The organism is Pseudomonas sp. NPDC085632 (genome assembly GCF_044541255.1).
In the GTDB taxonomy this organism is placed as follows: Bacteria; Pseudomonadota; Gammaproteobacteria; order Pseudomonadales; family Pseudomonadaceae; genus Aquipseudomonas.
The window spans coordinates 42607-64846 of record NZ_JBITSX010000022.1 but is presented as its reverse complement, the minus strand read 5'-3'; the positions used below and the strand labels follow the sequence as shown (position 1 = coordinate 64846).

General features: G+C 60.1%; 19 protein-coding genes. 8 read left to right on the top strand and 11 right to left on the bottom strand.

Translation table 11 applies throughout. The features are described from left to right. The first annotated feature begins 167 nt into the window (after positions 1-167). The 3 genes from plsB (at position 168) to ACIF4X_RS15925 (ending at position 3913) form a co-directional block, all read left to right on the top strand. Positions 168-2669 carry a glycerol-3-phosphate 1-O-acyltransferase PlsB gene (gene plsB, locus ACIF4X_RS15935; RefSeq protein ID WP_095119305.1) on the top strand — a complete coding sequence of 834 codons (2502 nt, stop codon included), beginning with the start codon at positions 168-170 and terminating at the stop codon, positions 2667-2669. A 116-nt stretch (positions 2670-2785) separates the two neighbouring features. After that, complete coding sequence (locus ACIF4X_RS15930) at positions 2786-3184, top strand: YbaY family lipoprotein (protein ID WP_397482869.1); 399 nt, start codon at positions 2786-2788, stop codon at positions 3182-3184. 39 nt (positions 3185-3223) lie between these two features. Continuing rightward, positions 3224-3913 (top strand): DUF4197 domain-containing protein, encoded by a 690-nt coding sequence (locus tag ACIF4X_RS15925; protein ID WP_397482868.1) that lies wholly within the window; start codon positions 3224-3226, stop codon positions 3911-3913. Here the strand turns inward: ACIF4X_RS15925 and ACIF4X_RS15920 are convergent. The 3 genes from ACIF4X_RS15920 to ACIF4X_RS15910 form a co-directional block, all read right to left on the bottom strand. Beyond that, the gene (locus ACIF4X_RS15920) at positions 3910-5301 is read right to left on the bottom strand and encodes a Fic family protein (RefSeq protein WP_397482867.1); all 1392 of its coding nucleotides are present in this window, start codon (positions 5299-5301) and stop codon (positions 3910-3912) included. The two genes, ACIF4X_RS15925 and ACIF4X_RS15920, sit on opposite strands and share 4 nt — an antisense overlap. 694 nt (positions 5302-5995) lie before the next feature. Continuing rightward, entirely contained in the window at positions 5996-9064 is a 3069-nt protein-coding gene (locus ACIF4X_RS15915; protein ID WP_397482866.1) for an efflux RND transporter permease subunit, read from the bottom strand. Between the two features lie 6 nt (positions 9065-9070). Continuing rightward, the gene (locus ACIF4X_RS15910; RefSeq protein WP_160056179.1) at positions 9071-10171 is read right to left on the bottom strand and encodes an efflux RND transporter periplasmic adaptor subunit; all 1101 of its coding nucleotides are present in this window, start codon (positions 10169-10171) and stop codon (positions 9071-9073) included. Between the two features lie 94 nt (positions 10172-10265). Between ACIF4X_RS15910 and ACIF4X_RS15905 the strand changes: the two genes are divergently transcribed. Beyond that, positions 10266-10901 (top strand): TetR/AcrR family transcriptional regulator, encoded by a 636-nt coding sequence (locus ACIF4X_RS15905; RefSeq protein WP_397482865.1) that lies wholly within the window; start codon positions 10266-10268, stop codon positions 10899-10901. A gap of 203 nt (positions 10902-11104) precedes the next feature. Here ACIF4X_RS15905 and ACIF4X_RS15900 read toward each other — a convergent pair whose 3' ends face one another. Next, positions 11105-11887 (bottom strand): class I SAM-dependent methyltransferase, encoded by a 783-nt coding sequence (locus tag ACIF4X_RS15900; RefSeq protein ID WP_397482864.1) that lies wholly within the window; start codon positions 11885-11887, stop codon positions 11105-11107. Between the two features lie 92 nt (positions 11888-11979). On the opposite strand from ACIF4X_RS15900, the gene ACIF4X_RS15895 reads away from it, so the two are divergent. Further along, entirely contained in the window at positions 11980-12600 is a 621-nt protein-coding gene (locus ACIF4X_RS15895) for an energy transducer TonB (protein ID WP_397482863.1), read from the top strand. Between the two features lie 3 nt (positions 12601-12603). Here the strand turns inward: ACIF4X_RS15895 and ACIF4X_RS15890 are convergent, their stop codons facing one another. The 7 genes from ACIF4X_RS15890 to ppc all read right to left on the bottom strand — a co-directional run bounded on the left by ACIF4X_RS15890 (position 12604) and on the right by ppc (position 19896). Next, positions 12604-13296 carry an extensin family protein gene (locus ACIF4X_RS15890; RefSeq protein ID WP_397482862.1) on the bottom strand — a complete coding sequence of 231 codons (693 nt, stop codon included), beginning with the start codon at positions 13294-13296 and terminating at the stop codon, positions 12604-12606. A 2-nt stretch (positions 13297-13298) separates the two neighbouring features. Further along, complete coding sequence (locus ACIF4X_RS15885; RefSeq protein ID WP_397482861.1) at positions 13299-14120, bottom strand: oxaloacetate decarboxylase; 822 nt, start codon at positions 14118-14120, stop codon at positions 13299-13301. Positions 14121-14152: 32 nt separating this feature from the next. Next, positions 14153-15013, bottom strand: coding sequence for a DUF72 domain-containing protein (locus ACIF4X_RS15880; RefSeq protein WP_397482860.1), 861 nt, complete (start codon positions 15011-15013; stop codon positions 14153-14155). Further along, on the bottom strand, positions 15013-15324 hold the full coding sequence (locus ACIF4X_RS15875) for a hypothetical protein (protein WP_122609625.1): 312 nt from the start codon (positions 15322-15324) through the stop codon (positions 15013-15015). The genes ACIF4X_RS15880 and ACIF4X_RS15875 overlap by 1 nt, the downstream gene beginning before the upstream one ends. 222 nt (positions 15325-15546) lie before the next feature. Beyond that, positions 15547-16221 (bottom strand): tRNA (adenosine(37)-N6)-threonylcarbamoyltransferase complex dimerization subunit type 1 TsaB, encoded by a 675-nt coding sequence (gene tsaB / locus ACIF4X_RS15870; protein WP_397482859.1) that lies wholly within the window; start codon positions 16219-16221, stop codon positions 15547-15549. 93 nt (positions 16222-16314) lie between these two features. Further along, the gene (gene adk, locus ACIF4X_RS15865) at positions 16315-16965 is read right to left on the bottom strand and encodes an adenylate kinase (RefSeq protein ID WP_397482858.1); all 651 of its coding nucleotides are present in this window, start codon (positions 16963-16965) and stop codon (positions 16315-16317) included. A 300-nt stretch (positions 16966-17265) separates the two neighbouring features. Beyond that, the gene (ppc, locus tag ACIF4X_RS15860; RefSeq protein ID WP_397482857.1) at positions 17266-19896 is read right to left on the bottom strand and encodes a phosphoenolpyruvate carboxylase; all 2631 of its coding nucleotides are present in this window, start codon (positions 19894-19896) and stop codon (positions 17266-17268) included. 213 nt (positions 19897-20109) lie between these two features. Here ppc and ACIF4X_RS15855 point away from each other — a divergent pair, with 213 nt between their 5' ends. The 3 genes from ACIF4X_RS15855 to ACIF4X_RS15845 all read left to right on the top strand — a co-directional run bounded on the left by ACIF4X_RS15855 (position 20110) and on the right by ACIF4X_RS15845 (position 22068). Then, positions 20110-20454 carry a hypothetical protein gene (locus ACIF4X_RS15855; protein ID WP_016983304.1) on the top strand — a complete coding sequence of 115 codons (345 nt, stop codon included), beginning with the start codon at positions 20110-20112 and terminating at the stop codon, positions 20452-20454. Positions 20455-20820: 366 nt separating this feature from the next. After that, on the top strand, positions 20821-21225 hold the full coding sequence (locus ACIF4X_RS15850) for a DUF4398 domain-containing protein (RefSeq protein ID WP_034154861.1): 405 nt from the start codon (positions 20821-20823) through the stop codon (positions 21223-21225). A gap of 54 nt (positions 21226-21279) precedes the next feature. Beyond that, complete coding sequence (locus tag ACIF4X_RS15845; RefSeq protein ID WP_397482856.1) at positions 21280-22068, top strand: OmpA family protein; 789 nt, start codon at positions 21280-21282, stop codon at positions 22066-22068. Positions 22069-22240: the final 172 nt, after the last annotated feature.

Sequence of the window (22240 nt, the reverse complement as noted above, 5' to 3'; positions counted from 1 at the left end):
CCCGACGTCCATAAAAGGGCCCCGGCGACAGACCGCCGAGTATATGACAGGCGCGATAACTCTCAACAGGAGATTACTTCGCCGCTTTTTTGCCGATTTTCGGTGAATACGGCACACTATCGCCCTCCCGAGCAGCCGCTCGGTTTATTCACTCACGCAGAAGCCGTATGACCCGTTCCCCGTTCCGCCGTCTTGTGTTTGGCACCTTGCGCCGACTGTTGTACCTCTGGGTTCGCTCGGAGACGATCAACCAGTCGTCGTTCACTCTCAACCTCGACCGCAGTCGTCCGGTGTTCTACGTCCTGCAAAACCCTTCACTGACCGATCTGGCCGTGCTCGACACCGAGTGCACCAAGGCCGGCCTGCCGCGTCCGGTGCTGCCGGTGTCGGTGGGTTCGCTGATCGAGCCGGCAGCGTTTTTCTACCTGACGCCGGATCCCGACTGGCTCGGGCGCCAAGACAAACGCGGTGCGCCGCCGACCCTGACCCGACTGGTCAGCGCCCTCACCCAGAACGCCGCCGAAGACGCGCAGATCATCCCGGTCAGCGTGTTCTGGGGCCAATCGCCGGACAGCGAAAACAGTCCGTGGAAGCTGTTGTTCGCCGACAGCTGGGCGGTCACCGGGCGTTTGCGTCGTCTGCTGAGCATCATCGTCCTCGGCCGCAAGACCCGCGTGCAGTTCTCCGCGCCGATTCATCTACGCGAACTGATCGAGCACAACAAGGGCCACGAACGCACCGTGCGCATGGCCCAGCGAATCCTGCGCGTGCACTTCCGCAATCTCAAAGCAGCGGTGATCGGCCCGGACATTTCCCACCGTCGAAATCTGGTCAAAGGCCTGCTCAATCAGCCGCTGGTCAAGCAAGCGATCCTCGACGAAGCCGAGCGCGAAAACATCTCCCCGGAGAAAGCCAAGGCCCAGGCCCTGCGCTACGGCAACGAGATCGCCTCGGACTACACCTACACCGCGATCCGTTTCCTTGAAGTGGTGTTGAGTTGGTTCTGGAACAAGATCTACGACGGCATCAAGGTCAACCACATCGAAGGCGTGCAGAAAGTCGCGCAGGGTCACGAAGTGATCTACGTGCCGTGCCACCGCAGCCACATCGACTACCTGTTGCTGTCGTATTTGCTGTTCCGCAACGGCCTGACCCCGCCGCACATCGCCGCAGGGATCAACCTGAACATGCCGGTGATCGGCAGCCTGCTGCGCCGTGGCGGTGCGTTTTTCATGCGCCGCACGTTCAAGGGCAATCCGCTGTACACCTCGGTGTTCAACGAATACCTGCATACCCTGTTCACCAAAGGCTTCCCGGTCGAGTACTTCGTCGAGGGCGGTCGCTCGCGTACCGGGCGCATGCTGCAACCGAAAACCGGGATGCTCGCGATCACCCTGCGCAGCTTCCTGCGTTCGTCGCGCATGCCGATCGTGTTTGTGCCGGTGTACATCGGTTATGAGCGTGTGCTGGAGGGTCGCACCTACCTCGGCGAACTGCGCGGCGCGAGCAAGAAGAAAGAATCGATCTTCGACATCTTCAAAGTCATCGGCGCGCTCAAGCAGCGCTTCGGTCAGGTCGCGGTGAACTTCGGCGAGCCGATCAAACTCGCAGAATTCCTCGACGCCGAGCAACCGGACTGGCGCCAGCAGGAACTCGGCCCGCAGTACAAGCCGGCATGGCTCAACGAAACCACTAACCGCCTCGGCGAGAAAGTCGCGCAGCATTTGAACGAAGCGGCGGCGATCAACCCGGTCAATCTGGTGGCGCTGGCGCTGCTGTCGACCACACGTCTGGCGCTGGACGATCGCGCCATGGCTCGCGTGCTGGATCTGTACCTGGCGCTGCTGCGCAAAGTCCCGTACTCGCCGCACACCACCTTGCCGGAAGGCGACGGCCGCGCGCTGATCGAGCATGTGAAAGACATGGATCTGCTCGCCGAGCAGAACGACGCGCTGGGCAAGATTCTTTATCTGGACGAGCAGAACGCCGTCCTGATGACCTACTACCGCAACAACGTGCTGCACATCTTCGCGTTGCCGGCGCTGCTGGCGAGCTTCTTCCAGAGCGCTTCGCGCATGAGCCGCGAACAGATCCTGCGCTACACCCGCGCGCTGTATCCGTACCTGCAATCGGAGCTGTTCATTCGCTGGACGCTGGACGAACTGGACGGTGTGGTCGATCAGTGGCTGGAAGCGTTCGTCGAGCAAGGTTTGCTGCGTTTCGAGAAGGATGTGTACCTGCGTCCGGCGCCAAGCTCGCGACATTTCGTCCTGCTGACGCTACTGTCGAAGAGCATCGCCCAGACCTTGCAGCGCTTTTACATGACCGTGTCCTTGCTGCTCAACAGCGGCCAGAACAGCATCAGCGCCGAAGAACTGGAAGACCTCTGCACGGTCATGGCTCAACGCCTGTCGATCCTCCACGGCCTCAACGCCCCGGAGTTCTTCGACAAGAGCCTGTTCCGCCACTTTATCCAGACCCTGCTCGACCTCGACGTGCTGCGTCGCGACGAGGCCGGCAAACTGAGTTATCACGAGCTGCTCGGCGAACTCGCCGAAGGTGCGGCCAAACGCGTGTTGCCGGCGGAGATTCGCTTGTCGATCCGTCAGGTCGCGCTGCATCGCAGTGAAGATGCTGCAGATCAGGTCGTCGCCCAACCCGAGACCTGATGCAAACCTGGTGGGAGTGAGCTTGCTCGCGAAGGTGGAGTGTCAGTCGACATCTCAGTGACTGAAGTACCGCTTTCGCGAGCAAGCTCGCTCCCACATTGAAAGGAGAACGTCCGATGAAAAAACTCACCCTGCTTGCCGCCGCCACACTGCTCAGCGCCTGCCAATTGACCACACCTGCCGGCAAGGTCGGCCTCGACGGTGAAGTGTTCTACCTGCAGCGCATCGCCCTGCCACCGAGCGCAACCCTCAGCGTCAGCTTGCAAGACGTCTCCCTGGCCGATGCACCAGCCGTCGTTCTGGACCAGCAGGAAGGCCCGGTCAAAGGCCAGGTGCCGCTGCCCTTCCACTTGAGCTACGATCCGGCGCAGGTCAAACCCGGCCACCGCTACTCGGTCAGCGCGCGCATTGAAGTCAACGGCGAACTGATGTTCATCACCACCGAAAACCATGCCGTGCAACTCGACGGTAACGACCCGCAGCCGCTGAAAATCCGCGTCGACGCCATTCGTTAATTCATTTCCGCAGCCCTTTTCCGCAACAAGGAAGCCGCCATGCTCCGCCCTACCCTTCGCTTCGCCGGTCTGTGTGCAGGCCTGATGATCTCCGCCAGCGCGCTGGCGCTGTCGCTCAGTGACCTGTCGCAAAAAGACGCCACCGGCGGCCTAAAGGATGCCCTGACCCAAGGCGCACAAATCGCCGTCAAACAACTCGGCACCCCCGGCGGTTTCAGCAACAACCCGGACGTGAAGATCGAGCTGCCGGGCAAACTCGGCAAAGCCGCGAGCAAAATGAAAGCCTTCGGCATGGGCGCTCAGGTTGAAGAACTGGAAACCGCGATGAACAAGGCTGCCGAATCCGCCGTGACCCAGGCCCAGCCAATCCTCGTCGACGCCGTGAAGAAAATGAGCGTGGCAGACGCCAAAGGCATCCTCAGCGGCGGCAATGACTCGGCCACGCAATACCTCGACAAATCCAGCCGCGAACAGATCCGCGCCAAGTTCCTGCCGATCGTCAAACAGGCGACCGACAAGGTTGGCGTGGCGCAGAAGTACAACTCGTTCGCTGGTCAGGCTGCTGCGTTTGGCGTGGTGGATGCGAAGAGCGCCAATGTCGAGAACTACGTCACCGAACAGGCGCTCAATGGCTTGTTCGAGATGATCGGCAAACAGGAAGAAACCATCCGCCAGAACCCGGCCGCTGCGGCGACCAGTCTGGCGAAGAAGGTGTTCGGCACGCTTTAAGCTGTCACAACAGGGGGGCGAAGGAATTCGCTCCCGTGCTTCCATGCACCGACAGGATTACGTAAAAAGAACACCCACTCCCGCCCCATCTTCCTTCGTTCAAAAACCCGCAACTCGTCTAATCCGTCTAGTGCCGACATCGCCTCGCTATACGAGCAAGCAAAATTCTCAGCCACATTGCTCGCTGTGAACTCCTTCGCCTCCCCGCTTTTTGCCGCCTGATACACCGCGCGCTGTTTTTCCGTCATCTGATCGAAGTAGCCAGAATTCGCCAGCCAGCGCTCGAACGCTTCGGTGTAGGCCACGCTCTTGCGGTAAACATCGGTAAAACCGAGCACCGCTCGCTGGATCACCGAACACTGGAACTCGATGAAATAAGTCAGATCCAGCTCATCCGCCTCGCTGTGCAGGTATGAGCGTCCATATTTCACCGGTGCATTACGCAGTAACAAACTGATCGCTATGTAGCGAAACGCGGCAAACTCGTTCTTGAACATGAACCAGTAAAACAACGCCCTGGCGACTCGCCCATTGCCGTCGCGAAAGGGATGTTCGTAGCCCAAGGCAAAATGCAGCGTGATCGCCTTGATCAGCGGATGCAGATAGCTCGTCTCTTGCGGTGAGCCGTCGGGCAAATTGATCCAGTGCGACAGTCGCTCCAGCCGCGACACCAATCCTGCTGCTGGTGGTGGCCGGTGCACGGTGTTGCCCGCCCCATCCTGAACGACCACTTCGTCATTGTTCCTGAACACTCCGGGGGAATACTGCCCGTCATCGATGCCCTCGACCCCCACCCGATGAATCGCTGCGATCAAATCCACGCTCACGGGTTCGTAACGTTTCTCCCAGGCAAAATTCATCATCCGGTAATTACCCATCACCATACGTTCATCAGGAGTACGAGGCTGGCGCTGGTGTTTGAGCATGTCCTTGGCCGCGCGCGTAGTCGTCGCAGCGCCTTCCAGTTGACTGCTGGCGATGGCTTCATCTTCGATCAAATCGTTAAGCAGATAACTGAAATGTGCCCGTTCGCCGATCTGGCTGGTCATGTACTCCAGTGCGGCCGTACTGGCCTGGCAATCGACAATGGAGAGGGTCTTCTGAGCCAACGGCGTCAACAGATACTTGCCCCACTGCACCGGATCGCCCAGCGGCAGAAGGTTGATGTGCTGGGCAGCCCGGGCCTTCTTGACCAAGGCCCAACAGAGTTTGGCATCCAGCCCTGGCGCCCAGCGATAACGCAACGCTTCAAATGGCAGATAACGACCTTGATCATCGAGCGGCTTAAGCAGCGCAAGATAATCCAACAGACGATGCTTGTGGGGCGGGCGCACCAACAAGTCGAACACCGGATCGGTTCTGCCTTTCAATGCTGGCGGCTTTTTCATCAAGACAAACTCAGGAAAGCTGGAAAGCTGGAAAGCTGAGGCTGGAGTACAGCATCCGAGACACCGAGGCTCAATATCGGAGGTTTCTGAAAAAGATGTAGGAAGTGGCGGAGGCAGAGCGGGTTATGGATAGTCAGCTAGAGACTGGTCGGCTCCCAGGCCGCCTTCGCGAGCAGGCTCGCTCCTACAATTGGATTGAGTGCATCAGACAGAAGATTGCTCGGCTGGCAGGCCGCCATCGCTGGCAAGCCAGACTCCCACAAAAAAACCAAAGCAAACCGCAAACACCTCCCCCCGCTTCGCTTCTCACCACTCAACAGGATGAGCGTTAGCTCGGCTGCGGCTTTTGATCTTGATCTGAAGGCCCGTCGGCAGGCTGAGTGGAGGGATTGATCCGGGGGTAGGCGCGCAGCGCCGTTCGACGAAGTCGAACACATCGAAAGGAGGTGCAGCGAAGCAAACCGGAAGCGATGCCCCCGGATCGATCCCGGAGCGAAGGAACCCCGAGCCCCAGCGAGCGGGCCGAACGTCAGGGCACAGACCTTTGGTTCCTTTGGGCTGGGCCGGCACTCCGGCGTTTGCCAAAGGGACTCGCTGTAAAAGCGAAACCGCCAGCGGCAGCGCCCGCAGAAACGGATATTCACCCAAACCCCAAGAACATGGTCGGCCCGAAGGCCGCCACGTCACAAAACAATCAAGCGTCCTTACGCACCCGGAACCAGGCCGCATACAACGCCGGCAAAAACAACAGCGTCAGCGCGGTAGCAACAATCAACCCCCCCATGATCGCCACCGCCATCGGCCCGAAAAACACACTCCGCGACAACGGAATCATCGCCAGCACCGCCGCCAACGCCGTCAACACAATCGGCCTGAAGCGTCGAACCGTAGCCTCGATAATCGCCTGCCAAGGCTTAAGCCCCGAAGCAATATCCTGCTCGATCTGATCCACCAGAATCACCGAATTACGCATGATCATCCCGGACAGCGCGATCGTCCCCAACATCGCCACAAACCCGAACGGCTGACGGAACACCATCAAAAACAACGTCACCCCGATCAAGCCCAACGGTGCCGTCAAAAACACCATCGCCGTGCGCGAAAAACTGCGCAACTGCACCATCAGCAGAGTCAGCACCACCACGATGAACATCGGCACCCCGGCATTCACCGACTTCTGCCCACGCTCGGAATCCTCCACCGTACCGCCGACATCCAACAGATAACCATCGGGCAACTCGGCGCGAATCGAATCCAGCGTCGGCATGATCTGCTTGACCAGCGTCGCCGGCTGCTCCTTGCCATAAATATCGGCACGCACGGTCACGTTCGGCAGGCGATTACGATGCCAGATAATCCCTTCCTCAAAGCCATATTCCAGCGTGGCAATCTGCGACAACGCCACACTGCGGCCGTTATCCGTCGGCACCGCCAGACTCGGCAACAACGACAACTCAGTGCGCTCATGCACCGTGCCGCGCAGCAGAATCTCGATCAATTCGTTGTCTTCGCGATACTGACTGACACTCGAGCCGGTCAACGAGCTCTGCAGGAATTTCGCTAGATTGGCCGTGCTCACACCCAACGCCCGGGCACGATCCTGATCGATGTTCAGGTAGACCACCTTGCTCGGCTCTTCCCAATCCAGATGTACATTGACCACGTGCGGATTCTCGCGAACCTTGGCCGCCACTTTACGCGCCAGCGCGCGAACTTCTTCGATGTGTTCACCGGTCACGCGGAACTGCACCGGATAACCAACCGGCGGACCGTTTTCCAGACGCGTAACCCGCGAACGCAGCGCCGGGAATTGCTCGTTAAGCGTTTCAATCAACCAGCTGCGCAGCGCCTCACGCTCCTCGATGTTCTTCGCCAACACCACAAACTGGGCGAAGCTGGCCGCCGGCAATTGCTGATCGAGCGGCAGATAGAAACGCGGCGATCCGGTGCCGACATAAGCGACGTAATTGTCGATGCCGGCATGCTCCTTGAGCATCGCTTCCAGTCGTTTGACCTCACCGGTGGTATTGGCCAGAGAAGCGCCTTCAGCCAGTTTCAGATCGACCATCAACTCAAGCCGATTAGAGGCCGGGAAAAACTGCTGCGGGACGAAACGGAACAACATCACCGAGGCGATAAACAGCCCCACCGTCAACACAATCACGGTCTTGCGGTGCGCCACGCACCACTCCACCAGCCGTCGCACCCGCTGATAGAACGGCGTGCCATACGGATCTGGCTGACCATCGCCAGTGCCATGTTTGGCCGCATGAATTTTCGCCAGATCCGGCAGGAGTTTTTCCCCCAGATACGGCACGAACATCACCGCCGCGACCCAGGATGCGAGCAACGCGATGGTCACCACCTGGAAGATCGAGCGGGTGTATTCGCCAGTCCCGGACTGCGCCGTGGCAATCGGCAGGAACCCGGCGGCGGTGATCAACGTACCGGTGAGCATCGGGAACGCGGTACTGGTCCAGGCGTAGCTCGCCGCGCGGATACGGTCGAAGCCCTGCTCCATTTTGATCGCCATCATTTCCACGGCGATGATCGCGTCGTCCACCAGCAAGCCCAGCGCCAACACCAACGCGCCAAGGGAGATCTTGTGCAGGCCGATGCCGAGGTAATACATGCAGGCGAAGGTCATCGCCAGCACCAGCGGAATGGTCAGCGCCACGACCATGCCGGTGCGCACGCCGAGGGAGAAGAAGCTCACCAGCAAGACAATCGCCAACGCTTCGACCAGCACCTGGACGAACTCGCCGACCCCGGTTTTCACCGCCGCCGGCTGATCGGAAACCTTGCGCAGTTGCATGCCGGCCGGAAGGTTTTTCTGGATGCGCGAGAACTCGCCTTCCAGCGCCTTACCCAGCACCAGAATGTCGCCGCCATCCTTCATTGCCACCGCCAGACCGATTGCGTCTTCGCCCATGAAGCGCATGCGCGGTGCCGGTGGATCGTTGAAACCGCGACGCACATCAGCGACATCGGAGATGCGGAACGTACGATCACCGACGCGGATCGGGAAGTTTTTTATCTCCTCGACCGTCTGAAAATTCCCCGAGACCCGTAGCTGCAAACGCTCGCTACCGGTTTCAAAGAACCCGGCGGTCGACACCGCGTTCTGCTCTTGCAGCGCTTGTTGCACCGCTGCCAGTGGCAAGCCGAGGGTCGCCAGTTTGACGTTGGACAACTCGACCCAGATCTTCTCGTCCTGCAAACCGAGCAGGTCGACCTTGCCGACATCCTTGACCCGTTGCAGCTGGATCTGGATGCGATCGGCGTAATCCTTGAGCACCGCGTAATCGAAACCGTCGCCGGTCAGCGCATAGATATTGCCGAACGTGGTGCCGAATTCATCGTTGAAAAACGGCCCCTGAATATCCGGCGGCAAGGTCTGGCGAATATCACTGACCTTCTTGCGCACCTGATACCAGAGGTCGGGAATCTCCTTGGAGTGCATCGAATCGCGGGCAATGAACGTGACCTGCGATTCGCCGGGGCGCGAGAACGACACGATGCGTTCGTACTCACCGGTTTCCATCAGTTTCTTTTCGATGCGTTCGGTGACCTGCCGCGAGACTTCCTGCGCGGTCGCCCCCGGCCAACGGGTTTGAATCACCATGGCCTTGAAGGTAAACGGCGGGTCTTCACTCTGGCCGAGTTTGGTGTAGGACAACGCACCGACGATGGCCAGCAAAAGCATCAGGAACAGTACGATCTGGCGATTACGCAGCGCCCATTCGGAAAGGTTGAAGCGCATCGGGGCTTACTCCTTGTCCGCCAGATTGACCACACGGTTGGAGCGATCCACCGGCCGCACCTGCTGCCCTTCGAGCAACACATGCACGCCGGCAGCCACCACCCAGTCGCTGGCGTTCAAGCCTTCGAGCACCGGCACGCTTTTCTCACCGAACGGGCCGACACGCACCGGGGTTTTCTTCAAGGTGTTGTTGCCGTTGACGACCCACACATAGGTCGCGCCGTTTTCGGCAGTGAGTGCCGAGAGCGGCACCGACAGCGAAACGCTATCGGCCGATTGCACAAACACCCGGGCGCTCTGGCCCAGTTCGGCCGGGACTTTGCCACCAGTGAAGGAAATACGTGCAGCGAAGGTGCGCGAGCGTGGATCGGCGGCGGGCGACAGTTCGCGGATCTGTCCGGCGAAGCGCTGATTCTGTTGCGTCCACAGTTCGACCGTCACTGGCTGACCGACCTTGAAGCGGCCGAAACTCTGCTCCGGCAAGCTGATCAGCACTTCGCGCTCGCCGTCGGTGGCGAGGGTAAACACCGTTTGCCCGGCGGCGACGACCTGCCCCACCTCGACCGAACGCTTGGCCACCACGCCATCCTGCGGCGCACGCAACACGGCGTAACTGGCCTGATTGGTCGAGACGTTGAATTCAGCTTTGATTTGTTTGAGGCGGGCTTCACCGGAACGGTAAAGGTTTTCGGCGTTGTCGTAAGCCGAGCGGCTGACCATCTGCCGGTCCATCAAGGTCTTGTAGCGATCACGCTCGGCGCGGACCAGATTGAGATTGGCTTCGGCGGCGGCAACCTGGGCGCGGGTGGCTTCCAGTTGCAGGCGCACATCCTGCGGATCGAGTTCGGCGAGCGGCTGATCGGCCTTCACTCGCTGACCTTCGTCGACCAGTCGTCGGCTGACTTTGCCGCCAATGCGGAACGCGAGATCGGGTTCGTAGCGGGCGCGCACCTCGCCCGGATAACTTTCCATCGCCTGTGCCGAAGGCTCTGGCTGCACCACCATGGCCGGGCGCACGGTGACTTGCGTCGCCTCTTCCTGACCGCATGCTGACAAAAGGAACGCCAGACTCACTGGCAACGCGAGGGACAACGCATGGCGGAACATGGTGACGGACCTTTCGCTAATGGTGCTTGGAATAATTATACTGGCGGGTATGTTATTAATAGCAAACTCACCAGTCCAGTATTAAAAGCGAAGAATGTCGAACAATCCTTCAGCTCCAAACGGCCCGGGCCGCCCCAAGGATCTGGCCAAGCGCCAGGCGATCCTCGACGCGGCGAAAATTCTGTTTCTGAGTCATGGCTACGCCAACACCAGCATGGACGCGGTCGCCAGCGAGGCTGGCGTGTCGAAGCTGACGGTCTACAGCCATTTCAACGACAAGGAAACGCTGTTCTCCTCCGCAGTGGTGGCCAAGTGCGAGGAGCAATTACCGCCGCTGTTCTTCGAATTGCCCGAAGGCATCGCCGTGGAAAATGTGTTGCTGAACATTGCCCGAGGCTTTCATCACCTGATCAACAGCGATGAATCGGTGAATCTGCACCGCTTGATCATGGCGCTGGGGGTGCAGGATCCGAAGCTGTCGCTGATCTTCTTCGAGGCGGGACCGCAGCGCATGGTGCAGGGCATGGAGCGACTGCTGACGCAAATCCATGACAGCGGCGCGCTGAGCATCGACCTGCCGCGCAATGCGGCCGAGCATTTCTTTTGCCTGATCAAAGGCGCGGGGAATTTTCGGTTGCTGTATGGCTGTGGGGAGCCGTTGAGCGAAGAGGCTGCGGAGAGCCATATTCAGGAAGTGGTGGGGCTGTTTATGCGGGCGTACAAGCCCTGATTTCTGCGGTGTTGGCGCTGACGCCATCGCTGGCAAGCCAGCTCCCACAAGGGTTTGGGTATGATCACAAATCGTGTGCACACCGCTGTACTCTGTTGGAGCTGGCTTGCCAGCTTCCACAAGGACTTGGATGTGATCACAAATCGTGTGCACACCGCTGAACCTTGTGGGAACTGCCTTGCCAGCGATGGGGGCGACTCGGTTTAAGGCTTGAGTGCTTTCTTCGGATAAATGTCATAGCGGCTGGATTTGCCATCCAGCGCATGACTCGGTTTCGGCCCTTCAATGCACGGAGCCTTGCGCGGCCGCTTGACCACCACCCGGTGCGTCGCCAGCGCCAACGCGGCTTCGAGCAACGCCGGCGCGTCCGGATCATCGCCCACCAACGGCCGGAACAGGCGCATTTCCTTCTTCACCAGCGCGGTCTTATCGCGATGTGGAAACATGGGGTCGAGGTAGATCACCTGCGGCGGCTCGCCTTCCCAGTTCTGCATGACCTCGATGGAATTGCCCTTGAGCAACGTCATCCGCGCCACAATCGGCGCCACATCGAAATCTTCCGCCGCCCGCGCCAGACCATCCTCCAGCAGCGCGCCAATCAACGGCTGACGCTCGATCAGGCTCATCTCGCAACCAAGACTGGCCAGCACAAACGCATCCTTGCCCAACCCCGCCGTCGCATCCAGCACGCGCGGACGCACGCCTTGGGCGACGCCGACAGCCTTGGCGATCATCTGCCCGCTGCCGCCTCCGTATAAACGACGATGCGCCGCGCCACCCTCAACAAAGTCGACCCGCACCGGCCCCGGTGCGTCCGGACCGAGCTGTTGCAGCTGCAAACCCTGCTCGCCGACCTGCAAGGCAAACTCGCCATCCGCCACTTCAAGCGGCAGGCCCAAGCGCTCGGCCCACTGCCCGGCTTGCGCTTCAAACGTAGGGCCGAGGGCCTGAACATGGATGCGGCAGGCCGCGGGTTGCTCAATCATGGAAAACACGCTCAAAAATTCAAGGAGCGGCAAAAACCGCCGATAACTCATTCAACGCGCATTTTGCCAGAGCTGAGCGTCAACCGAAAAAAATGTCAGGCATTCTTCCCACATCGATTGGCTACATCTCGCCCCATGGCGACTTTAGCCGTCACAACACTCAAGCACTGAGCGGCGTCAGTCACCTGTGGCAGGATTTCTTTGCCCAGGCGCTGGCCGAACAGACGAGTGAAGTGGTGCCTGCCTGCGGCACGTTTCCGCCGGTTGACCTGAGCAGCCCTGAAGAGCCCACCGTCGGCAGCGAGCTGCACGCACACATCGTCAGCCAGCGCGAATGTGATGTGGTCGAAACCGAAGTGCGTCCGCCGGAGCCGCTGTTCCTGCCGATCGCCGAATTCGAAATGGATCTGCTGGACAAGCCATTCCCCCCGTTCCCGCCTGAAGAACTCAAGGCTCAACAAGAGCAACAGGATTTCGACAGTAGCTGGGTGCGACCGGTCGTGATCAACAACGGCCAGCCAACACCAGAACCTGGCCCGGCACCGCAGAAGAAACCGCTGTACCTGCCGATTGCCGAATTCGATCTGGACCTGCTGCAAAAACCTTACCCGCCGTTCCCGCCGGAAGAAATCGTCGAGCAACAGAAGGCACTGGACTTCGATAACGGCTGGGCGCGCCCGATCGTGCTGCAGAACCTGCGCCTCGCCGCTTAAGCCTCAGCGACACACGCTCCAGCGCCCGACATCGACATGAAAGTGATTGCGATGGGCGGCGTTGTAATCCGGGCTCAACACCACACTGAACGCCTCACAGGCGCCGTCGCGCACCTGATGCAGAAATTGCGCGTCCTGATTCTGCCTTGACCAGTCCTTGAGCACGCTGATGCGGCGGCCGTCGGCGAGACGAAAACCGGCAATGTCCAATGCATCGGCACTGGCGTGGCGGCTGAGCGCGCCGCTTTCGCGATTGTAGATATTGCGACAGGCGAAGCTGCCGAGGTGATCAACCCGCGCGACCTTTTGCCCGTAAACGGATTGTGCGGCGGGTTGCAGGGTGTGGTGTTCAAACATCGCGTAGGCCACCGCCAGCGGACAACTGGCGAGGAAACTGCTGCTCAACGGCACCTCACCGCCCTGCACACGAAGGGCGCCGATCAGCGGGCACTTGGCGTCAGGACTGTCGGATTGACGTGTAACGCGCAGATCGGAGCTGCTCAATGCCTGGGCGCAGAGTTCAGGATCACTGCGCAAGCGCATCAGCTTGTAGCCGGTCAGCCAGTTGGGCGCGGCTTTCACGTCCAGTGGTGCCCAAGGATTCCATTGCGCCGGCACATCCAGCCAACCGCGCCAGACACTGATCAAGGCGCCGCCGGTGATCAGCAGCACAGTGAGTGCAATCCATCGCCCCATGCTCAGCCCTTGAAGAATTGATTAGCCTTGGCGTACGGCATCGACTGCGAGGTAAAGCCGAAGGTGCCCGATTGCTGGATCTCTTCTGCGGCGCGGAAGAACCCTCCAAATGCCGCCAACGCCAAGGCCGAACCGGTGCTGATCCGCCGCACACCCATGTCTTGCAGTTCCTGCACGGTCAGTTTCAAGCCGCCGGACATCAGCACATTGACCGGTTTCGGCGCCACGGCGCGCACCACCGCCAGCACTTCTTCGGCGTTGCGCAAACCTGGCGCGTACAACACGTCGGCCCCGGCCTCGGCGAAGGCCTGCAAGCGGCGAATGGTGTCGTTGATGTCGGGATTGCCGTGCAGATAGTTTTCCGCACGCGCGGTGAGGATGAAGGGAAATGGCAGCGTGCGCACCGCCGCGACGGCCGCTTCAATACGTGCCACGGCGTGTTCGAAGCAATAGATCGGTGCGTCTGGCCGGCCGGTGGCGTCTTCGATCGAGCCACCGACGGCGCCCGCCTCGGCTGCACGGATCAAACTTTTTGCAGATTCGGCCGGGTCATCGGCGAAACCGTTTTCCAGATCCACCGCCACCGGCAAATCTGTCGCGGCGACAATCGCGCGGACGTTGGCCAAGGTCTCGTCAAGACTCAACGCGCCATCAGCCTTGCCTTGGGAAAACGCATAACCGGCGCTGGTCGTTGCCAGAGCCTGATAGCCGAGGCTGGCGAGCATCTTCGCCGAACCTGCATCCCACGGATTGGGAATGACGAAAACTTGCGCACGTTCATGCAGCGCTTTGAAGGCGTGGGCTCTAACGGTTTGCGCGTCCATCGGCAGGCTCCGGGGCAGGAAAAAAAACCGCCTCAGAGCAGGCCAAGTTGCTCGGCGGCGGGTTCTCTGTATAGCTCAGGCAGGGACGGCAAGCCAGGCAAACGTTGCATCAGTTGTGCATGAAAACGTTGCGCCAGCTTCGCCGCCAGCAAGTTGTCGGCGGTGTGCAGGAAGATGTAAGGCGTACGGCCCTCTTCGATCCACTCGGCGATTTTCGCCACCCACGGCACCAGGAACGTATCGTTGGCTTCAAGCTCGGGATGGCCAATGAAGCGCACTTGCGGAAACTGGGTGAACGCCGCCGGACGCGTCGGCACTCGCGGCTTTTTCGATTGCGCGTGGATGACCGAAGACTCGGTCGACAGGCAACTGAACAACGCACGCGGATCGAGACAAATACGCTCAACGCCACGGTCCAGCAGCAGGCGATTGAGCAGACGTTCGCTTTCACCCTTGGCGAAGAACTGTTCATGGCGCACTTCCACTGCCAGCGGGCAATCCAGCGCATCAATGAACGCCGCCAGTTCCGGCAGCCGATGCGGCGTGAAGCTTTTCGACAGTTGCAGCCACAGCGGCGAAACACGCTGCCCGAGAGGCTTGAGTAATTGCAGGAAGGTTTCGGCGGCGGTCAGTTGCTCGCGCAGATCGCCGCTGTGGCTGATGTCGCCGGGGAATTTGGCGGTGAAGCGAAAGTGCTCGGGCATGACTTCGGCCCAACGCTGCACGGTGGCAGGCGACGGGCTGGCGTAAAAGGTCGTGTTGCCTTCAACGGCATTGAATACTTGGGAATAGAGACCGAGGAAATCAGAAGTTTTGGCGTCGACCGGATACAGATACTCGCGCCAGGCGTTTTCGCTCCAGGACGGGCAACCGAGGTAGTAAGGCAGATCCATCAGATGTACAGATCGAGGCCCAGCACGTCTGCATCCCAATCAACAAAACCGGCGGTGCTCAGGTAGCTGGCCAAAGCCATCGCTACGCTTTTTTTCATCGCACGGTGGTAGATCATGTCTTGTTGGCGGGCGGGCAGATTGCTCAGGCGTTGCGCGGCAGCTTTGGCGGCAGCACGGGCAGCCAGTTGCTCTTCAGTCGGGAATTCCAGCTCGCCGTCGATATCGTCGACGGATTCATCCAGCGCCACATTGCCTTTGCGAGGCTTGCGCTTGATGGGGTAGGACTGAGAGGAAAGGCCGTCTATACGCATAATTTCATGCTCGGTATCGATGATGGCAATTTAGCGGCACTTGACCGACTTAGCAAACCGCCGAGTGATAACTAGAACACATAAAGCGCAAAAGGTTTAAAGCGCGGGGTTAGAAACTGACGATTGGTGTTTTGAAAATCAAAAGATCGCAGCCTTCGGCAGCTCCTACGTTTGGAATGTGGTCCCTGTAGGAGCTGCCGCAGGCTGCGATCTTTTAAAGGCTCAGCGAACCTTGGGGGTGGCGACTTTATCGCGCAGGTAAACCGGTTGTGCGTCGTCCGCCGGGATCGACTCGCCGCGCTCCCAGGCGAAGCGCGCAAGGGTCAGCAGGTCTTCGGCGTGGGGCAGCATACCGGCGTCGGAACCGCTCAGATTGACGGCAATGCGCTCGGCATAACCCCAACCGGTGCCGGCACCGAACCAGTCGCCACTGGCATCGGCCGGCAACGCCGCGACTTCTGGTGGCAACACCGCTTCGGCACCCACAAGGCGCATCTCCCCCGCCGTCTCGCGATAGCAGCCCCAATACACTTCATCCATCCGCGCATCGATGGCCGCCGCGACCTGGCTCACGCCATGTTCGCGATAGGCACGCTGGGCCAGCACCGCGAGGTTGGACACTGGCAACACCGGACGATCCAGTGCGAACGCCAGACCCTGCACCACACCAATGGCGATCCGCACCCCGGTAAACGCACCCGGGCCGCGACCGAAGGCAATGGCATCGAGCGCTTGCAGCGTAGTGCCGGCGTCGGCCAGCAATTGCTGGATCATCGGCAGCAGCTTCTGCGCATGCAGGCGCGGGATCACCTCGTAATGGCTCGTGACCTTGCCGTCATGCAGCAAGGCAACGGAGCAAGCTTCAGTCGCGGTGTCCAGGGCCAGCAAGGTGCTCATCGATGTTTCCAAAACAGGGGTGGGAAAAAGTGCGTCAGTATAAACAACTACGGCCCGCAAGCGGGCCGTGGATGATGCTGCCGTTCAGACTTCTCAGCTCAGCGCTTCAAGCACCTTGGCGGTGATGGCTTCTACCGAGCCAACGCCAGGAATGTGGCTGTACTTCGGCTTGCCAGCGTTTTTCGCGGACAGGTTCTGATAGAACTCCACCAGCGGCTTGGTCTGCGAATGGTAGACCGACAGGCGATGACGCACGGTTTCTTCGGTGTCGTCCTTGCGCTGTACCAGTTCTTCGCCGGTGATGTCGTCTTTGCCAGCGATTTTCGGCGGGTTGTAGACGATGTGGTAAACGCGGCCGCTGGCTTCGTGAACACGACGACCGGCGATGCGTTGAACGATTTCTTCGTCTTCAACAGCGATTTCAACGACCGCATCCAGCTCAACGCCGGCAGTTACCAGAGCTTCAGCCTGCGGAATGGTGCGCGGGAAGCCGTCGAACAGGAAACCGTTGGCGCAGTCCGGCTGAGCGATACGGTCCTGAACCAGAGCGATGATCAGGTCATCCGACACCAGGCCGCCGGCATCCATGATGCTCTTGGCTTGCACGCCCAGCGGAGTACCGGCCTTGACCGCTGCACGCAGCATGTCGCCAGTGGAAATTTGTGGAATGCCGAATTTTTCGGTGATGAACTTAGCCTGAGTACCTTTACCGGCCCCGGGAGCTCCCAGCAGAATGACGCGCATTAGATGTGCTCCTCAATTTTTTTATAAAAAGCTTTTACAAAACAAAGGATTCGCCTCTTGGGACGAATCCTGAAAATACGGGTCGTGGCCGCACAAACGGCCAAAGGCTGATCAAGATACACAGCAGGCTGCGCCCACACAAGACGCCAAAAGTCGGAGAAACCGACGCCCCCCGCGACCTTGCGACGCGGTAACCCAAGTCGCAACCCCATCATTAACTGTCGCCTGGCGGCACTTCCCCTCGTCAGGCAAAGCGGCATCCGGCGTTTGTGTCCGGTGGCGCGCGCCACGAGAAAAACGTTAGCCGGTATTTCGCAAACCGGCGGCAATACCCGCCACAGACACCAGCAACGCCTGTTCCACCGGGCTGCCCTGCTCGACATCTTGCTGTCGCGAACGGGCCAGCAATTCGGCCTGCAATAGATGCAACGGATCGAGGTAGGTGTTGCGCAGACGGATGAATTCGAGGGTGTCAGGGCTATGTGCCAGCAGCTGCGACTGGCCAGTCAGGCCGAGCACCACCGCGCACGCCTGCGACAATAGGTCGCGTAACTGCGCGCCCAACGGCAGCAGATCCGGCTCGACCAGACGCTGATCGTAGGACAGTGCGATGTCCGCATCAGCCTTGGCCAGGACCATTTCCAGCATGTCGATGCGCGTACGGAAGAACGGCCATTGCTCGCGCATCTGCCCGAGCAATTCGCCTTCGCCGCGCTCCAGTGCTTTGCTCAGCGCCGACTCCCAGCCGAGCCACGCTGGCAGCATCAGCCGCGTTTGCGTCCAGCCAAAGATCCACGGGATCGCCCGCAGGCTTTCGATGCCGCCGGCGCGACGCTTGGCCGGACGACTGCCGAGCGGCAAACGGCCCAATTCCTGCTCCGGTGTGGACTGACGGAAATACTCGACGAACTGCGGATTTTCCCGCACCACCTGGCGGTAAGCGTTGACACCGTCGGCGGCCAATTCGTCCATCAGATGACGCCACTCAGGCGTCGGTGGCGGCGGCGGCAACAACGTCGCTTCCAGCACGGCGGCGAGATACAGATTGAGGTTTTGCTCGGCGATGTCCGGCAGGCCGAATTTGAAGCGAATCATTTCGCCCTGCTCGGTGGTACGGAAGCGCCCCGCCACCGATCCCGGTGGCTGCGACAGAATCGCCGCGTGGGCCGGGCCACCACCGCGGCCCACAGTGCCGCCGCGGCCATGGAACAACAGCAATTCAACTTGCTGCTCGCGGCAGATTTCCACCAAACGTTCCTGCGCCCGATATTGCGCCCAGGCCGCCGCCGTGGTGCCAGCGTCCTTGGCCGAGTCGGAATAACCGATCATCACTTCCTGCGGGCCTTGCAGCCGTGCGCGATAACCCGGCAGCAGCAACAGCCGCTCCATCACCGGCCCGGCGTTGTCGAGGTCGGCGAGGGTTTCGAACAGCGGCACCACGCGCATCGGCCGCAGCACGCCGGACTCTTTGAGCAGCAGTTGCACGGCGAGCACATCGGAAGCGGCGCCGGCCATGGAGATCACGTAAGAGCCGAGCGAAGCGCCCGGTGCGGCAGCGATTTCCTTGCAGGTGTTGAGCACTTCGGCGGTGTCGGCCGACGGTTTGAAATGTGCCGGCAGCAGTGGCCGGCGATTGCTCAGTTCGCGAGTGAGGAACGCGATGCGCTGTTCTTCGTCCCAATCTTCATAGCGACCGAGACCAAGGTAATCGGTGATTTCCGTCATCGCCGAGCTGTGTCGTGACGAATCCTGGCGCACATCGAGGCGCACGAGGAACAGGCCGAAGGTTACCGCCCTGCGCAAGCAATCGAGCAGCGGGCCGTCAGCGATCACGCCCATGCCGCACTCGTGCAGCGAGTTGAAACACAGCTCCAGCGGATCGAGCAGGTCGCGATTGTTGCTCAGCACATCAGCCGGCGCCGGGGTCGGTGCGGTCAGCGCGGCGTGTGCCCAGTTGCGCGTGGCACGCAAGCGTTCGCGCAGTTGTTTGAGCACCGCGCGATAGGGTTCGGCACTGTCGCCGGCCTTGGCTTTGAGGGCATCACTGGCCTGCTGCATCGACAGTTCGGCGGCGAGATGGTCGACGTCGCGCAGGTACAAATCGGCGGCCATCCAGCGCGCCAGCAGCAACACTTCGCGGGTTACTGCGGCGGTGACATTGGGGTTGCCGTCACGGTCGCCGCCCATCCACGAGGCGAAGCGAATCGGCGCGGCTTCCAATGGTAGACGCAGGCCGGTCGCTTCATGCAAAGCCTTGTCAGCCCTGCGCATATGGTTGGGGATCGCTTGCCACAGCGAATGCTCGATCACCGCGAAACCCCACTTGGCCTCATCAACCGGTGTCGGTCGTGTGCGGCGGATTTCTTCGGTGTGCCAGGCTTCGGCGATCAAGCGTTGCAGGGTGTTTTGAATCTGTTCGCGTTCGGCTGAAGTCAGGTCGCGATGGTCCTGCGCGGCGAGTTGCCCGGCGATCGCATCGTACTTCTGGATCAGCGTGCGTCGCGCGACTTCGGTCGGGTGTGCGGTCAGCACCAGTTCGATTTCCAGCCGCGCCAGTTGCCGGGCCAGCGATTCGGCGCTGTGGCCTTCGTTGCGCAAACGGGCCAGCAATTCCGGCAACACCCGGGATTCGAACGGTGCCGGCTGCGACTCTTCACGCCGGTGAATCAACTGATACTGCTCGGCGATGTTCGCCAGATTGAGAAACTGGTTGAACGCCCGCGCCACCGGGAGCAATTCGTCCTCGCTCAATTGATTGAGGCTGGCACTCAGTTCAGCGTCCATCGAGCCACGCCGGTCGGCCTTGGCGCCCTTGCGGATCTGCTCGATCTTGTCGAGAAATGCCTCGCCGTACTGGTCTCGAATGGTGTTGCCCAACAGCTCTCCGAGCAGGTGAACGTCTTCGCGCAAGCGTGCATCAATATCGGTCATCAGCAATTCCCCAGCAGTAATCCGGACGGCTTAGAAACGAGTGCATGACCTAGAGAGTGCCGCTCTACGCCGCTTCTTACAAGCAGCCGACGAAGGGACTTTAAACCTTGTGGGCGAAAGCTAGTCTCAACAGTAAGCCGTACAACGGCTTGCCGCCGGCGCTGCCGGACACTCACCCAGGCCTGCCATGAGCAGGCGCGAAATGAGGTCATCATGAAAATTCGTGAACTCGCCCAGCATTGGGAAGAAAACGCCAAGGGTCGCCTGACCGACACTGGCTACACGATTCATCTGGACGTTGAAGCCGCTGCGCGCTTGGCGGCGATCGCCGAGATGTACCCGAAACGACATGCCGAAGAACTGCTCGGCGAACTGATCGGCGCGGCCCTTGAAGAGTTCGAAGCGAGCCTGCCGTATGTGAAGGGCTCGACAGTGGTGGCGACGGATGAGGAAGGTGATCCGTTGTATGAGGATGTTGGGCCTACGCCGCGGTTTCTGGCGCTGTCGCGCCGGCATTTGCATGACCTCTCGGCCGTTGAAGGCAAGCAAAAACATTAACTTCTAACACCTCAAAACCTGTGGGAGCCGGCTTGCCAGCGATGGCGTCAGTTCAGTCACCGATGTGTTGAATCTGACGGCATCATCGCTGGCAAGCCAGCTCCCACAGGGACTGTATTTCCCTCAGGAACTACGTCCTTTTTCTCCCGCGCGTACCGTTTCACTCCCCCAAAGTTCCCGCTTTAGAGCCTTGTCCATTCGGTCAAAAATAATTTTGGCGATAGGCCATCTTTTCTGAACTTTTGAAAAATCACTCCGGTCGGAACTTGTAACCACGCCTGGAACGAGCGTTTCAAAAACGCGCTTTCACACGTCGCTTTCGGCTCCTCGCCCAGGATGGATTCAGATGTTTTCAGGAGATGCCTAATGGAGTTGAAGACCATGAAAAACCAAACCTCGTTTACCCACCTGCGCGGTCTGAAACTGGCTGCCCTGGCCATCGGCACCAGCTTCGTGCTGGCCGGTTGCGCCGGTAACCCACCGACCGAGCAATACGCCGTGACTCAATCTGCGGTGAACAGCGCGGTCAGCGCCGGCGGTACCGAGTTTGCTGCCGTTGAGATGAAGCAAGCGCAGGACAAACTGAAACAAGCCGAAATCGCCATGCACGACAAGAAGTATGACGAAGCACGCACCCTCTCCGAGCAAGCCGAGTGGGACGCTCGCGTCGCCGAACGCAAGGCTCAGGCCGCTAAAGCCGAACAGGCTGTGAAGGATTCCCAGAAAGGTGTTCAGGAACTGCGTCAGGAAAGTCAGCGCACCGTGCAGTAAGCGCGCATCCCGACCGCAACGCTGAAACTTTATCGATAGAAAGGACGAAAAATTATGCGTAAGCAACTGATGATCCCAGCTCTTCTGGCCGCAAGTGTCGCTCTGGCTGCCTGCTCGACCCCACCTAACCCGAACCTGGAAAACGCGCGCACCAACTACTCGGGTCTGCAAGCCAACCCGCAAGCGAGCAAAGTCGCGGCACTGGAAACCAAAGACGCCAGTGATTACCTGGACAAGGCCGACAAGGCTTACCTGGACAAGCAAGACGCGGCCAAGGTTGACCAGCTGGCCTACCTGACCAACCAGCGTGTGGAAGTGGCCAAGCAGACCATCGCCCTGCGCACCGCTGAAAACAACCTGAAGAACGCCGCTGCCCAACGTGCCCAGGCGCGTCTGGACGCGCGTGATCAGCAGATCAAACAGCTGCAGGACAGCCTGAACGCCAAGCAGACCGATCGCGGTACGCTGGTGACTTTCGGTGACGTGCTGTTCGCCACCGACCGTGCCGACCTGAAATCCAGCGGTCTGGTCAACATCAACAAACTGGCGCAATTCCTTCAGGAAAACCCGGATCGCAAAGTGATCGTCGAGGGTTACACCGACAGCACCGGTTCTGCCAGCCACAACCAGTCGCTGTCGGAGCGTCGCGCCAACTCCGTGCGCACCGCACTGGTGAAAATGGGCGTTGATCCAGCGCGCATCGTCACCCAAGGCTACGGCAAGGAATACCCGGTTGCCGAGAACGGCAGCGTGTCTGGCCGTGCGATGAACCGTCGTGTGGAAGTGACCATTTCCAACGACAACCAGCCGGTGATGCCACGTTCGGCGGTCAGCTCGAACTAAGCGCCCTGCTGTAACGCAAAAGCCCCGCCTGACTCAGTCCGGCGGGGCTTTTTTGTGGGAGCTGAAATCGCAGCCCCTCACCCCAGCCCTCTCCCGAGGGAGAGGGGGCCGATTTAGGGTGTTTTCCACATTTGCGTGCGACTCGGTGGGTCAGGTCGGCGTAACTCGAAAG

What these genes read in the sequence shown, in the direction of transcription:
- plsB (WP_095119305.1), top strand. Translation starts at nt 168, where the DNA reads ATGACCCGTTCCCCGTTCCGCCGTCTTGTGTTTGGCACCTTGCGCCGA.
- ACIF4X_RS15930 (WP_397482869.1), top strand. Translation starts at nt 2,786, where the DNA reads ATGAAAAAACTCACCCTGCTTGCCGCCGCCACACTGCTCAGCGCCTGC.
- ACIF4X_RS15925 (WP_397482868.1), top strand. Translation starts at nt 3,224, where the DNA reads ATGCTCCGCCCTACCCTTCGCTTCGCCGGTCTGTGTGCAGGCCTGATG.
- ACIF4X_RS15920 (WP_397482867.1), bottom strand. Translation starts at nt 5,301, where the DNA reads ATGAAAAAGCCGCCAGCATTGAAAGGCAGAACCGATCCGGTGTTCGAC.
- ACIF4X_RS15915 (WP_397482866.1), bottom strand. Translation starts at nt 9,064, where the DNA reads ATGCGCTTCAACCTTTCCGAATGGGCGCTGCGTAATCGCCAGATCGTA.
- ACIF4X_RS15910 (WP_160056179.1), bottom strand. Translation starts at nt 10,171, where the DNA reads ATGTTCCGCCATGCGTTGTCCCTCGCGTTGCCAGTGAGTCTGGCGTTC.
- ACIF4X_RS15905 (WP_397482865.1), top strand. Translation starts at nt 10,266, where the DNA reads ATGTCGAACAATCCTTCAGCTCCAAACGGCCCGGGCCGCCCCAAGGAT.
- ACIF4X_RS15900 (WP_397482864.1), bottom strand. Translation starts at nt 11,887, where the DNA reads ATGATTGAGCAACCCGCGGCCTGCCGCATCCATGTTCAGGCCCTCGGC.
- ACIF4X_RS15895 (WP_397482863.1), top strand. Translation starts at nt 11,980, where the DNA reads ATGTCAGGCATTCTTCCCACATCGATTGGCTACATCTCGCCCCATGGC.
- ACIF4X_RS15890 (WP_397482862.1), bottom strand. Translation starts at nt 13,296, where the DNA reads ATGGGGCGATGGATTGCACTCACTGTGCTGCTGATCACCGGCGGCGCC.
- ACIF4X_RS15885 (WP_397482861.1), bottom strand. Translation starts at nt 14,120, where the DNA reads ATGGACGCGCAAACCGTTAGAGCCCACGCCTTCAAAGCGCTGCATGAA.
- ACIF4X_RS15880 (WP_397482860.1), bottom strand. Translation starts at nt 15,013, where the DNA reads ATGGATCTGCCTTACTACCTCGGTTGCCCGTCCTGGAGCGAAAACGCC.
- ACIF4X_RS15875 (WP_122609625.1), bottom strand. Translation starts at nt 15,324, where the DNA reads ATGCGTATAGACGGCCTTTCCTCTCAGTCCTACCCCATCAAGCGCAAG.
- tsaB (WP_397482859.1), bottom strand. Translation starts at nt 16,221, where the DNA reads ATGAGCACCTTGCTGGCCCTGGACACCGCGACTGAAGCTTGCTCCGTT.
- adk (WP_397482858.1), bottom strand. Translation starts at nt 16,965, where the DNA reads ATGCGCGTCATTCTGCTGGGAGCTCCCGGGGCCGGTAAAGGTACTCAG.
- ppc (WP_397482857.1), bottom strand. Translation starts at nt 19,896, where the DNA reads ATGACCGATATTGATGCACGCTTGCGCGAAGACGTTCACCTGCTCGGA.
- ACIF4X_RS15855 (WP_016983304.1), top strand. Translation starts at nt 20,110, where the DNA reads ATGAAAATTCGTGAACTCGCCCAGCATTGGGAAGAAAACGCCAAGGGT.
- ACIF4X_RS15850 (WP_034154861.1), top strand. Translation starts at nt 20,821, where the DNA reads ATGGAGTTGAAGACCATGAAAAACCAAACCTCGTTTACCCACCTGCGC.
- ACIF4X_RS15845 (WP_397482856.1), top strand. Translation starts at nt 21,280, where the DNA reads ATGCGTAAGCAACTGATGATCCCAGCTCTTCTGGCCGCAAGTGTCGCT.